General features: G+C 47.4%; 12 protein-coding genes and 1 tRNA gene. 12 read left to right on the top strand and 1 reads right to left on the bottom strand.

Translation table 11 applies throughout. The features are described from left to right. Positions 1-34: 34 nt before the first annotated feature. From FC34_RS04180 to FC34_RS04170, 3 genes are all read left to right on the top strand, one after another. Positions 35-106 (top strand) — tRNA-Gln (locus FC34_RS04180). A gap of 186 nt (positions 107-292) precedes the next feature. Continuing rightward, a complete protein-coding gene (nagA, locus tag FC34_RS04175) occupies positions 293-1,441 on the top strand; it encodes an N-acetylglucosamine-6-phosphate deacetylase (RefSeq protein WP_057894116.1) in 1,149 nt (382 codons plus the stop codon). Between the two features lie 24 nt (positions 1,442-1,465). After that, entirely contained in the window at positions 1,466-2,167 is a 702-nt protein-coding gene (locus FC34_RS04170; protein ID WP_057894115.1) for a GntR family transcriptional regulator, read from the top strand. Between the two features lie 48 nt (positions 2,168-2,215). On the opposite strand, the gene tagD is transcribed toward FC34_RS04170, so the two are convergent. Then, positions 2,216-2,599, bottom strand: coding sequence for a glycerol-3-phosphate cytidylyltransferase (tagD, locus tag FC34_RS04165; protein ID WP_057894114.1), 384 nt, complete (start codon positions 2,597-2,599; stop codon positions 2,216-2,218). 193 nt (positions 2,600-2,792) lie between these two features. Here tagD and FC34_RS04160 point away from each other — a divergent pair, with 193 nt between their 5' ends. Genes FC34_RS04160 through nadE form a run of 9 tightly spaced genes read left to right on the top strand, consistent with a single transcriptional unit; the run spans position 2,793 to position 13,187 of the window. Then, positions 2,793-3,521 (top strand): WecB/TagA/CpsF family glycosyltransferase, encoded by a 729-nt coding sequence (locus tag FC34_RS04160; protein ID WP_057894113.1) that lies wholly within the window; start codon positions 2,793-2,795, stop codon positions 3,519-3,521. Beyond that, entirely contained in the window at positions 3,518-4,594 is a 1,077-nt protein-coding gene (locus FC34_RS04155; RefSeq protein WP_057894112.1) for a glycosyltransferase family 4 protein, read from the top strand. The genes FC34_RS04160 and FC34_RS04155 overlap by 4 nt, the downstream gene beginning before the upstream one ends. An 11-nt stretch (positions 4,595-4,605) precedes the next feature. Then, on the top strand, positions 4,606-6,135 hold the full coding sequence (locus FC34_RS04150; RefSeq protein WP_057894111.1) for an O-antigen ligase family protein: 1,530 nt from the start codon (positions 4,606-4,608) through the stop codon (positions 6,133-6,135). Further along, positions 6,132-7,274 (top strand): CDP-glycerol glycerophosphotransferase family protein, encoded by a 1,143-nt coding sequence (locus FC34_RS04145; RefSeq protein ID WP_057894110.1) that lies wholly within the window; start codon positions 6,132-6,134, stop codon positions 7,272-7,274. The genes FC34_RS04150 and FC34_RS04145 overlap by 4 nt, the downstream gene beginning before the upstream one ends. Then, positions 7,267-8,697, top strand: coding sequence for an oligosaccharide flippase family protein (locus tag FC34_RS04140; RefSeq protein WP_057894109.1), 1,431 nt, complete (start codon positions 7,267-7,269; stop codon positions 8,695-8,697). Before FC34_RS04145 ends, FC34_RS04140 begins: the two co-directional genes overlap by 8 nt. Before the next feature lie 9 nt (positions 8,698-8,706). After that, positions 8,707-9,678, top strand: a complete 972-nt coding sequence (locus FC34_RS04135; protein WP_057894108.1) for a glycosyltransferase — start codon at positions 8,707-8,709, stop codon at positions 9,676-9,678. Next, positions 9,671-11,137, top strand: a complete 1,467-nt coding sequence (locus FC34_RS04130) for a nicotinate phosphoribosyltransferase (protein WP_057894107.1) — start codon at positions 9,671-9,673, stop codon at positions 11,135-11,137. The genes FC34_RS04135 and FC34_RS04130 overlap by 8 nt, the downstream gene beginning before the upstream one ends. Further along, on the top strand, positions 11,138-12,349 hold the full coding sequence (locus tag FC34_RS04125; RefSeq protein WP_157052224.1) for a serine hydrolase domain-containing protein: 1,212 nt from the start codon (positions 11,138-11,140) through the stop codon (positions 12,347-12,349). It abuts the gene before it with no gap. Between the two features lie 13 nt (positions 12,350-12,362). Next, on the top strand, positions 12,363-13,187 hold the full coding sequence (nadE, locus tag FC34_RS04120; RefSeq protein ID WP_057894106.1) for an ammonia-dependent NAD(+) synthetase: 825 nt from the start codon (positions 12,363-12,365) through the stop codon (positions 13,185-13,187). Positions 13,188-13,189: the final 2 nt, after the last annotated feature.

Genomic DNA, 13,189 nt, shown 5'->3' with positions numbered 1-13,189 from the left:
TAGGTTCGAATCCTATCTCCTCCATTTTTCTTATTGGGGTATAGCCAAGCGGTAAGGCAACGGACTTTGACTCCGTCATGCGCTGGTTCGAATCCAGCTACCCCAACTACTCTAGCTGTGACCAGTAATGGTGACAGCTTTTTTTGTGCCCGGCCCAATTGGTCTAATTCAGATTATGGGTGAATGGTAGCAAAATAGCGGTCTCGCGAAATTAAATTTAAATTGGTGTGGGCTTGAAGTTTGGTCTATACCAGCGTATATTTAAAGTAATTCAGATTAGGAGTGGTTGATTGTGACAGTTACTGTGTTGAAGCATGCTGTAATCTATACAGGCTTAGAACGAATTGAAGACGGCTATATTCGTTTCGATGATAAGATTCTCGCCGTGGGGGATATGTTTGATTACCGGGCACAATCCGGTGAAACAATCGTTGATATGCAAGGCAAGACAATTGTTCCTGGATTCATCGACGTTCACGCCCATGGCGGTTATGGGTTCGATGCCATGGATGGCGATGCCGACCAAATCGATCAAATGGCAACCAAAATGATGGAACATGAAGGGGTGACTACCCTTTTTGCCACAACCATGACGCAATCGACTGAAAACATTAATAAGGCAATGAGTGGCGTGAAGACCGCTGCTGACCGTAATCCAATCATCCAAGGTGTGCATCTTGAAGGGCCATTCATCAATGCCACATTTAAGGGTGCACAACCAGAAGAATATATTAAAGTGCCTGACGCGGAATTAGTGAAGCAATGGAACGAATTATCAGGCAATCGTGTTCGCCTCATCACTTACGCCCCAGAAGATGAGGGCTCACAAGCATTTGAAGACTACCTCTTGGCGCACAACATTGTGCCGTCAGTTGGGCACTCCAATGCGACCCGGGAACAGATGTTACATAGTAAGGCGACCCACGTCACCCACTTGTACAATGCGCAACGTGAATTCAAGCACCGGGAACCTGGTGTCACTGGGCACGCCATGTTGGAAGACAACATGTATGCTGAACTCATCGCAGATGGCTTCCATATTGTCCCTGACATGTTACGTTTAGCCTTTGAACAAAAAGGCCCAGAGCGGATCGATTTAGTGACCGATTCAATGCGAAGCAAGGGAATGCCAGAAGGCGAAAGTGAATTAGGCGGCCAAAAAGTCTTTGTGAAGGATAAGCAAGCGCGTCTGGCTGATGGCACGCTGGCTGGCTCAGTTTTGATGTTTAAAGATGCCTTCCACAATGCAATGGCCTATATGGGTGCTTCCATGGGTGAAGCCGTGATGATGAGTTCTGTTAACCAAGCGCGTGAATTTGGCTTAGATTCAAAAGGTACGCTTGAAGTGGGTAAAGATGCTGACATGAACGTCTTTAATGCAGACTTGCAATTGATTCAAACCTTTAGTTATGGGGTTAAGCATGACACTGTTCAAGATTAAGTAGGGTGAAACGAGGGATAACCAGTGGAATTACCGGTTTATATCAAAATCCATAATCAGATTAAGCAAGATATTGAGAGTGGCAAATGGCAAATTGGGGACCGCATCCCATCTGAACGTGAACTAGCCGTGACGTTTAAGGTATCGCGGATGACCCTCCGCCAGGCAATTCAAACGTTGGTTGAAGAGGGTATTCTGGAACGGCGCATCGGGGCAGGAACCTATGTGGCCAATCAGAAGGTTCAGGAGAAGGTTTCTGGCGTGACCAGTTTCACTGATATCATGGTCGCTCAAGGCCGGAAGCCCTCTAGCAAGACCATTTCTTACCACATTGCGAGTCCCTCGCTCTCTGAAAGCGAAAAGCTCAAGTTGGCTGAGGGCGCACAAGTGCTACGAATGGAACGCATTCGTTATGCGGATGAGGTGCCGATCACATTTGAAGTCGCGACGGTGCCTTATGATTTGGTAAAGAACTTCAGCAAGTCAGAAGTCAGCAAATCGTTCTATCACACGCTGGAAAGTAAAGGCGGCTTTGTTTTGGGCGGGGCTCAACAGACCGTCAGCGCCATGCTTGCCAGCGAACGGATTGCCGAGTACCTGGCTATTAAACGTAACGATGCAATTTTGCGCGTGCGACAGACCTCCTTCCTGCAAGACGGGACGCCTTTTGAATACGTGCGAACCCAGTACGTTGGCAGCCGCTTTGAATTTTATCTCGAACGCTAAAAAAAGCTTGTGTCCAGATGCCTTTCTGGACACAAGCTTTTTTGTTGTTTATTTTAAATCTGCTTTAATCTGCGTGGTTGAAATGCCATTGGTCCGAGGAAGATAAATGACCTCGCAATAAGGTTTCAGGAAATCAAATTGGCCTTCCCAGTCATCACCCATGACGAAAATATCAATGTCTAAATCTTGGACATCATGGATCTTTTGATCCCAACTGGTTTCGGGAATGACCTTGTCAACATAGCGAATTGCTTCAAGGATATATTTCCGATGTTCATAACTATGATAGGCTTCTTTATGTTTCAGAGCATTGAATTCATCAGTAGACAAGCCCACAATCAATTCATCCCCTAAAGCGGCCGCCCGCTCTAGCAGGTGGACGTGGCCCCAGTGTAATAAGTCGAAGGTCCCATATGTAATCACGCGTTTCATGACAAAAGCCTCATTTCATCCATTTTTTTAAGTGTAGCCTAGGGGGTAAGTGAACGCAAGGCGAGAAGCCATAACTGTTCGCTCATACAAAATTTTATGAAAATCCTTAAGAAACGGGATATGACCCCGAGGCGGGAATAATTCTGGTATAATACAAGGGTTAATTTACTTATGTGAAGAGGGAGCGGTGCGGATGTCACGCGTCAATGTACTAGGGGTTGATTTTGATGCCTATACGCAATCCGAGTTTATTCAGATTTTTATGAACCGGTTAAGTCAACATCAGGGGAGTTTTGTGGTGACGGCCAACCCGGAAATTGTGATGTACGCAAAAGAACACCGCGACTATGCGCAAATTTTGGCTGAAGCTGATTTTGTCACGGCCGACGGAATTGGTGTGGTTACGGGAGCTCAGATGCTCAACACGCCATTGCCGGAGCGAGTCACTGGGTTTGACACAATGACAGCGCTGCTGGCGCAGGCCAATCAAGCGCATCTGACCGTTGCGTTGATAGGGGCAAAACAAACAGTCAACGATCAAGCCGTGGCCAATGTGACCAAGCAATATCCTAACCTGACCGTCGTTTACGCCCACGACGGCTATTTTGGGCTTGATGATCAAGCGGTGAGTGATGCCGTGATTGCTGCACAACCGGATATGATTTTTGCGGCCCTGGGTTTTCCCAAACAAGAGCAATTTCTGTTGGCGTTAAAGCCACATCTTCCACAAGCCTTTATGATGGGCGTGGGGGGCAGTTTCGATGTCTTGGCCGGTGCCGTTAAACGCGCGCCAAAATGGGTGCAACGCGTACATATGGAATGGGCCTATCGTTTAGTCAAAAATCCGAGTCGGTTACCCAGAATGTTAGTTTTGCCGCGGTTTTTGGCGGCGGTGCGTCAGGAGGCTAAAGCCCAATCATGAAAGTTCTGCATATCAACGCTGGTCTCGAAAATGGTGGCGGCTTGACCCATATTGTTAGCCTATTAAAGGGCCAACCTGATGTTGAATTGCTGACCTTTGCTGATGGGTCTGTGGCAGCAGCCGCACGAGAGGCGGGTATTTCTGTTCACGTCTTGGCGCATCAGAGTCGCTATTCACTGTCTATTCTTAAAGAATTGCGCCAGTTTATTGGTCACGGCCATTATGATATTGTTCATTCTCATGGGGCTCGAGCAAACTTATTTATGCGCATGATTCATCGCCGCGTTCTCGCCAAGTGGGTGATTACCGTTCATTCGGATCCCACGCTTGATTTTATGAATGGCGGCGTGGCTGGCCGAATTTTTACTCGGCTTAATATTGCCAGTCTCAAACGGGCCGACCAAGTCGATGTGGTCACCAAGACCTTCGCTGCTGAGGTCGCGCATTTAGGTGTGCCAACCACCAAGATTCGAGTAATCTATAACGGTATCGCGTTTCACAGCACACCGGTGATGGCTCAGCCTCATCCAACCTTCACGATGATGATGGTTGCACGGCTGCATCCCGTTAAAGACCATGCGCTCTTACTCCATGCTTTTAAAGCTGCGCAGTTACCGGCTCAACTCAATGTTGTTGGTGATGGCCCTATGCATGATGCGATTCAGACAATGATTCAGGACTTGGGACTTGCGCAGCAGGTGCACATGCTTGGGTTCAAAACCCCAGAGGAGATTAGGGGCTTGCAGGCGACCACGGATGTCAATCTGTTAACCTCGCAATCAGAAAGCTTCCCACTTGTCTTACTGGAGAGTGCTGACGCCGGGGTACCAGTGATTGCGACGAATGTCGGTGACATGCAGGTGATGATTCCAGACGCCAAATACGGGCAAGTCGTGCCGGTTGGGGATGTCGACGCATTGGCATCAGCGATGGCCACAGCTTACCAGCGCTATCTGGATCAAACCCTCCAAGCCGAAGGTCAACGTTTTCGCGACTATGCGATGGCGCACTTCTCAATTGCCCAATTACAAGCAGCCGTTTGGGCTGGATACTCAGAAATATTGAAGAAATAAGGAGAAGCACTTTGCAAAAACAACTTAAGCGGGTTTTCCTCGCATTCATTCTGTTACAGCCATTTTTAGATGTCTATTTCTTCTATGTTCCGCCGTTATCAACATTATTATCATTTTCAATTTCAACCATCATTCGGCTGATCTTGATTCTAGTTGTCGCCGTGATGTTTGTCATCAGCGAGCGGTTCAGTCGAAGAGATTGGCTAATTTTTACTTATATCGGGGCGTTAGCCATTTATTTCGTATTACATGTTTGGAATGCCAGTCATTTCATTTCAGTGAATCCCAATAATTTCCACTTCTCATTAGTGGGTGAAGCCTTCTATGTTCTGCGGATGTTGGTTCCATTGTTCACCTTATTTGTGACCAATCGCTTGGACTTCACTGAATCTACCATTACCAAAATTATTCAGATTCTCGTTGGCTTGATTTCAGGCAGTATTGTAATTACGAACCTGTTTGGCTTTGCGTTAGCGTCTTATGGTGGCGGCTGGATTACGGGCAGCATTTTCAACTGGTTCTCGTCTGCAGTGGGCGGGAGTTACTATGGGCTCGCCAGCAAAGGCTTCTTCTATTTTGCCAATGCCATCAGTGCCGTTGAAATTCTGTTGACACCGCTGATTCTGTACGTGGTCTTCAAACGTTTGAATTGGCTGAACGGTATCTTGGCCTTCAGTCAGTTATTGGCAATGTTCATGTTAGGGACCAAAACATCCACCTACGGATTTATTGGGATGGCAGGCCTGTTTGTGATTGCTTACCTGACCCACACCTTGTTGTTGAAAAACGTTAAATTCGAATGGTCTCATCTAGCCATCATTGCAGCATTGTTAGTGGTTGCGGCAGGCTTACTGCCGATTTCACCGAACAGTAATCGCGCAAATTTTGATGTCTCAGTCCAAACAACGCGTAAAGAAAACGAGAAACAGGCTAAGATCAAAACACTCGAACGCCGCTTGGATGCCCAGTTGGTTGGCAAGACGACTGCTCAGCGCAAACCTATTCTGGTTAAATACATTAAGAAAAATTGGTCTCGTTATTCGCTCAATAAGAAGTTCGTTTTTGAAAGTTATTCGTATAAAAATGATCCTGAATTCTGGTTTGGGGTGATGCGGTGGCCAATCGCTGAACGTTTGAATTACCGGCAAGTCGAACAAGCAATGCTCGATCACGTTAAGGCCTATAACCACAATCCATTAGATGCATGGTTTGGGATTACCTATACTCGGATGAATAATATTTTCAATCTGGAACAGGACTTTGTCTCTCAGTGGTATTCAATGGGATATCTTGGTGTGCTGCTGTTGTTGATGCCTTACGTCTTTGTGGGGGCTTATGGTGTCTACGCCTGGTTACGTTACGCCGCTGTGCGTCAATTTTACGTCTCAGCTTTACTGCTTGGGGTCGTGGCGATGGTCGGTGCTTCAGTCTATTCAGGGAACGTGATGGACTTCTTGACTGACACGATCCTGTTAGGCTTCTTTGAAGGGGTATTGATTGCTGCTATCCGCAGAGCGAAGCAAGGACGGCTGAGCGCATGAAACATTGGTTGATTCAATTCTTCTACCATGGCATCTATTTCAGTCTCGTTAAGTGGTTCACGCGCATGGATTCGAATAGTTACTTCTTCAACGCTTGGGATGGCAAGCACTTTTCAGATAATCCGCGGGCGATTTTTGAAGCCTTGGTGCAAGAAAAGCCGCAAGCCCGTTACTACATCTTATTAGAGGATTTGACAGAAGCCGCGCAAATGCAGGCTGACTATCCAAACCAGCAGTTAATTTTTGTGTCGCGGCATTCACGGCAGTACTTCCTGGCCTTAGCTAAGAGCAAGTATTGGATTGTGAATGTGAATATGCCATATCGGCTGCGCCAACATCACAATGGCGTCTTTCTACAAGCTTGGCATGGAACACCGCTGAAGCACATTGCCAATGATATGCCGGCCGATAATACCTATCGGGATGAAACGGCCAAAGAGCCTGAAAACTGGACGTACTTCTTGAGTAATGCGCCGGCTGATAATTGGATTTATGCACAAGCGTTTGGCTTAGGAGCTGGTCAGTTAGTTGCTGAAGGCTTGCCCCGAAATGATGTTCTGGTCACGCATCGCGACGATAAGCCCTATCAAACCGCTTTGCGCCAGAAGTTAGGGTTAACGCCTGACCAACCGGTGTGGTTGTATGCACCGACCTTCCGGGATGACGAAGCAAAGTTCCAGTTGCAACTAGATTTGGATGCTTTTACCCAAACCTTTCCAGACACAATCTTGCTGTTACGGTTGCATCCGCATGTTGCTGACAAGGTGCCTGACTTATCAGCCTGGCCCCATGTCCAAAACGTGAGCCAATATCCTGATATTCGGGATTTGTATCTCATTAGTGACCAATTGATTACCGACTACTCATCAGTGTTCTTTGATTACGCACTCCTCAATCGCCCAATGGTCTTTTACGCTTATGATTTGGCCAAGTATGGTGACCAATTACGGGGTTTTTATTATGACTACCCAACTTTTGTTCCAGGCCCAGTTGTTGAAAATCAAACTGATTTATTTGCCGCCTTACAACAGGCACCGACCGACCAGTCCGCATTTGCGCAGGCGCATAATGCAAACTATGTCCATCCTGTCAGTGCGCAAATCGTTTCAGAATTGTTAGTGGAGAAACCGCATGCGTAAAACGATGACGAATATTATCTACAACGGAGTTTATCAGATCTTGATTCTGATCCTGCCCTTTGTGACAACGCCCTATGTCTCGCGTGTTCTGCAACCAGAAGCGCTCGGCATTAATGCACTAATCAACTCGATTCCTGTGTTTTTGAGCGTGGTGATTCTGTTTGGGATGAACCAATTTGGGGTTCGTAGCATTGCTCAGGCGCCTAAAGAAGATCTGCCTAAAACTTTCGCACGTTTGTGGCAGATTCAGTTGACAGTCGGGTTGCTCGTGATTGTCGGGTACGTGGTGGCAGTCTTGCTTTGGCTGGACTACAAATTCTTCTATCTGCTGGAAGTGCCATTTCTGTTTGGCTACGTTCTTGATATTTCCTGGCTTTTTATTGGCTTAGGTGAGATCAAACAAGTGGTCATGCGAAATACGGTCATTAAGCTCAGTATTGTGGCCACCATTTTCCTGTTTGTCCACCGTCCGGAAGATTTATGGATTTACTTGCTGATTAACTCAATCACGTATCTAGCGAATGTTGTCTTTTGGTTTGATTTAACCAAGCACCTGGGGCGCAAAATTTCGCGCCAAGACTTTGGCTGGAGCCAGGTTTACTTCCGATCAGCATTAACAGTCACCTTGCCGATGATTGCGGTCCAGTTCTATGTGAGTTTCGATCAAACTTTGGTGGGGTGGCTGGCATCGAGTCGCCAGTTAAGTTATTACTCGCAGACCCAGATGCTCGCCCGAGCCGTGATTGCAATTGTGGGTTCAATCAGTACAATTCTGATGCCTAAGATGGCCCAGATGTTGGTGGAAGATACCGGCCACGAACAAGTAGTTCGTCTCCTCAAAACCAGCCTTGATTACACGCTGATGGTCGGCTTGTACTTCACGATTGCTTTTATGGTGAATGCCGAGCAATTTGTCCGCTGGTTTTGGGGGGCGGCGTACACGCCGATGGCTTTCAACATGTTCTTTGGGGCTTTAATCATCGTTTTGGTGAGTTACGGCAGCGTGTTTGCCAATCAATACACGCTTTCTCGCGGTCTGTTCAAAATTTATTCCATCCCATATTATGTCGGGGCCGTCGTCTCTGTTGGGCTGAACTTGGCAGTCGTTAAAGCGTTTGGTGCTAATGGCGCGACTTTAGTTATTGTGGCAACAGAATTGTTAGTCTGCTTCTTGCGGATTTATCTTGTGCGTCACGAATTACCGCTCAGGTCAGTCTTTAGGGGTCAATGGCGGATTATTCTGGCGGCGCTTATTGCACTTGGCATCGGGTTGTTGGTACCAATTCATGCCTTTGGGCTGTTCTTAGACCTAGTGAGCCAAACTATCCTACTGACAGCCATATATTTCGGGGCCTTATTTGCTTTGAAGTCACGGGTTGCTATAGACTTAAAACAATTCATCATTAACCGCCGCGCGCGGTAGGAGGAAAACATGCCTACGATTAGTGTTTTAATGGCGGCCTACAATGAAACACCGACGCAACTGGCAGCAGCGCTGAATTCGCTTCAGGCGCAAACACTGTCAGATTTCGAGGTCGAAATTGTGCTTGATGCGCCAGATAATCAGGCTTTACGGGACATTCTGACTCAATGGCAAGCCAATGATGCCCGGTTTCATTTGCATATTAATGCTGACAATATGGGTTTGGCCAATAGTCTTAATGTCGCCCTTAGTCACGCAACTGGTACGTACATTGCTCGGATGGACGCAGATGACTTAGCCATGCCCAAACGTTTTGAGCGCCAAGTGGCCTTAATGAAGGCAAACGGCGTGGCCGTGCTATCAACGAATGCGACCTTTATTGATGAACGTGGCCAAGTTGTGGGCGAGCACGACTGGATTCCTGAAGAGCCAGCTCAATTAGCTGAGTTGTTACCACTTGGGTCAGATTTGATTCATCCGTCAGTTATGATGCTTGCCAGCGCCTTGAGGGCTGTCAATGGGTATCGGCCCTTACCGACTGCTGAAGACTATGATTTATGGTTGCGATTTTTGAAGGCGGGATTTGCGATTGGCGCGACTAACGAGCGCCTGTTGCAATACCGGCTGCGCGGGAATTCCATGACCCAAGGTGATCGCTACAAGGTCTTTCTAGTGACGGCTTATTTACAAGCGGCCTATCGGCGGCCAGCCTATCCTGACGCCCAAACCCAAGTTAAAGAGCTCAATGCTTGGCTGACAAAGCACCAGCAAGCAGATGCCGCTATCTCAGCACGCTTCACGCAAAACGTCAAGAATCTGAGTGAAGGTAAACAGGCCTTGAAGGCTGGTCATGTCCTGAAGGCTATGCACCTGACTCTGCCGGCCTTAATGAGTCCGCCGGTGCGCGCGTATGCGCAACAGTCCCAACGGTTTAACAAAAAATATCAGCAATTGCGACGTCAAGGAGGCAATTATGCATAATTTATATCCCGATGATGGGTTATCCTTACATACAGATTTCTACGAATTGAATATGATGTGGACCTACTACAAGCAAGGGATTAGCGAGCGCAATGCCGTCTTTGAAGTTTACTTTAGAGATTTACCTTTTGGGAGTGGCTTTGCGGTATTTGCCGGCCTAGAGCATGCGGTCGAATACTTGCAGAATTTGACCTTCAGTGACAGTGATTTGGATTACTTGAGTGAAGTGACTGACTATTCAGAAGACTTCTTGGCTTATTTGCGAGACTTTAAGTTTACCTGTACGGTGCGGTCTGCTTTGGAAGGCGATTTGGTATTCAACAATGAGCCGATTTTCCAAGTGGAAGGGCCACTGGCCCAATGCCAATTGGTTGAAACAGCAATCTTGAACATTTTGAATTATCAAACGCTAGTGGCCACCAAAGCAGCGCGGATTCGTGCTGTTGTCGGCGATGATCCCTTGATGGAATTCGGCACTCGCCGGGCCCAAGAGACGTCCGCAGCAATGTGGGGAACTCGTGCCGCCTATATTGGTGGCTTTGATGCGACGAGCAACGTTCGCGCCGGGAAAGTTTTTGGGATTCCTGTGAGTGGGACACATGCGCACGCCCTAGTGCAAGCTTATCGTGATGACTATGCTGCCTTTAAGGCGTACGCCATGAGCAACCGCGATGTGGTCTTCTTAGTCGACACCTATGATACGTTGCGCTCCGGTGTACCGGCTGCCATCAAGGTGGCTAAGGAGATGGGCGATGCCATCAATTTCCGTGGTGTCCGGATTGATAGTGGTGATATGGCTTATATTTCAAAGCGTGTTCGCGAACAGCTTGATGAGGCCGGGTTTACTGAGGCTAAAATCTACGCTTCTAATGACTTGGACGAGAACACCATTCAAAGTCTCAAAATGCAAAATGCCCGCATTGACGTCTGGGGGATTGGCACGAAATTAATTACAGCGTATGATCAACCTGCTTTAGGGGCTGTTTATAAGTTGGTTTCCATTGAGAACGCCGAGGGCGAAATGGTGGATACCATCAAGCTTTCTAGTAACGCAGAGAAAGTTTCGACACCAGGCAAAAAGCAAGTATGGCGGATTACCCGCCACGCTGATGGCAAGTCAGAAGGGGACTATGTTGCGATTGCTTCAGAAGAGATTCAGCATCTCGATGCGTTGTACATGTTCCATCCTAATTACACCTATATCAACAAAACTGTTCGCAATTTTGATGCGCGGCCATTACTGCAACCGATTTTCGAAAATGGCGAACAGGTCTATGACCTACCACCGCTAGAAGAAATTCGCCGGTATTGCCAAGCTAGTGTTGAGTCACTCTGGGATGAGTACAAACGGGTCTTGAACCCCCAAGATTATCCTGTCGATCTCTCCCAGCTGGCTTGGGATAATAAAATGGCGATTATCAAAAAAATCCGTGATGGCTTACAAAACAAGGTGAACTAATTGAAATCAAAACGATACGAACTCATTATCATCAGCGTGGTCATTGGCCTGCTGCTGGGTGTGGTGGTGAGTTTTGCCGGGTACAAATTAATCATTAGTCCGCGCAATGCCCAACAAGCCGAACAACAACAGCGGCGTTATGAAGCGATGCTGACTTCACAACGAGCTGAAGATCAACGGTTGCTCAATCAAGGGGCCCAGAAATTAAAATCAAATAATTCAGCCTTTACTAAGACGGCCTTAAGCACAGCAGAAAACGACCACGCCCAAGAAATGTTGAACCAACTGACCCAAAACCATTATTTGGGAACTGTGTTAGTCGTCAAAAATGGTCAGGTCATCCTCAATCAAGGGGTCGGGGACGCAGATGCAATCGCCGGTCGCAAGAATGGTCCGAACACACTGTTTCAAATCGGGTCTGTTCAAAAGTCCGTGACTGCGGCTTTAATCATGAAGTTGGTGGATGAGGGTAAATTGAAACTGTCTGACCCCATTGGCAAGTACTTGTCTGGAATTAAAACGGGTAACAAAGTGACAATCCGGATGATGCTGAATATGCGCAGTGGGCTGGCAATGAACACTAAGCAAGATAAAACTTTATCTGACCGAGCTATTGTTGATTATGCGATTTCTCATTTAGTTTACGTGCCCGAAGGCAAACAGAACTATCAACCAGTCAATTATGTGTTGTTAGCTGGCGTCATTGAAAAAGTGACGGGTAACTTGTATTCAACTGAAGTTCAAAACGAAATCGTGCGGCCACTCAAGCTGATTCATACTGGTTTCATGCCCGGTCTGTTGAAAGAAAGTAATCGCGCGATTGGCTATTCCGGGCCGGTCAATAACCCGTACGTGAGTCAGGTCAAATGGCCTGATGTGATGTGGAATCGCGAACTTGGCACGGGCAATATCTACGCCACTGCTGGCGATCTGTTCCAAATGGAGCAGGGAATTGTTCAAGGCCGAGTGGCATCAATGAGCGCAATCACAGAATCGAGAAACCTGACAAACGGCGAATATGCCGGCGGGGTGTATAATTTTGGCAATTACTTCCTGACCCATGGTATTTTGGGCGGACATGAAGCTACTGTGGTGATGCGGCACGATGGCAATACTGGCGTCGTGTTGCTAGGCAACCATTACACCAATACCATTCCTGGCAAACCCATTGCGATGGCAATTTATCGCTTGTTAGTGGACGGCGCATTATAGAGGAGACGAGCAGATGAGAGCATTGCAAACTGAAATTATTCAAGCACTTGGAGTTGCACCAACTATTGATCCAGAAACAGACATTCGCAAGAGTGTGGATTTATTAAAGGCGTATCTCAAGTCAACTGGACTGAAGACGTATGTTCTGGGCATTTCCGGCGGTCAGGATTCCACCTTAGCAGGCACTTTGACTGAAAAGGCGATGCAAGAATTGCGCCAAGAGACAAACGATGACAGCTATCAGTTCATCGCTGTGCGTTTGCCTTATGGGGAACAAGCTGATGAAGCTGATGCCATGGCCGCAATTGACTTTATGCAAGCAGACCAAGTCAAACGAGTTAATATTAAAGCCAGTGTTGATGCCATGGTTGCAGCGGTCGAGGCCAACGGCGACACGATTAGTGACTTTAACAAAGGCAATGTTAAAGCACGTCAACGAATGATTGCGCAATATGCCATTGCCGGCGCTAATCAAGGTTTAGTTGTCGGTACTGATCATGCGGCAGAGGCCGTGACTGGCTTTTACACGAAGTTTGGTGATGGTGGGGCCGATATCACCCCGCTGGCTCGATTGGATAAGCGTCAAGGAGCCGCAATGCTCAAGGCCCTTGGTGCCCCGGCAAGCTTCTATGAGAAAGCGCCAACGGCTGATCTAGAAGATGATCGACCAGCTCTGCCTGACGAAGTTGCCCTTGGGGTCAGCTATCAAGCAATTGATGACTATTTAGAAGGTAAGACAATCGACGCTGCAGCCGCCGAAAAAATTGAAACATGGTACAAGAAAACTGCCCACAAGCGGCATTTGCCAGTCACCGTCTTTGATACGTTCTGGCAATAGAC

The sequence above is a fragment of the Lacticaseibacillus brantae DSM 23927 genome (assembly GCF_001436115.1).
Lineage (GTDB): Bacteria > Bacillota > Bacilli > Lactobacillales > Lactobacillaceae > Lacticaseibacillus > Lacticaseibacillus brantae.
Note: the sequence above shows the minus strand (reverse complement) of the source record. Positions and strands in the feature narration are given on the sequence as shown.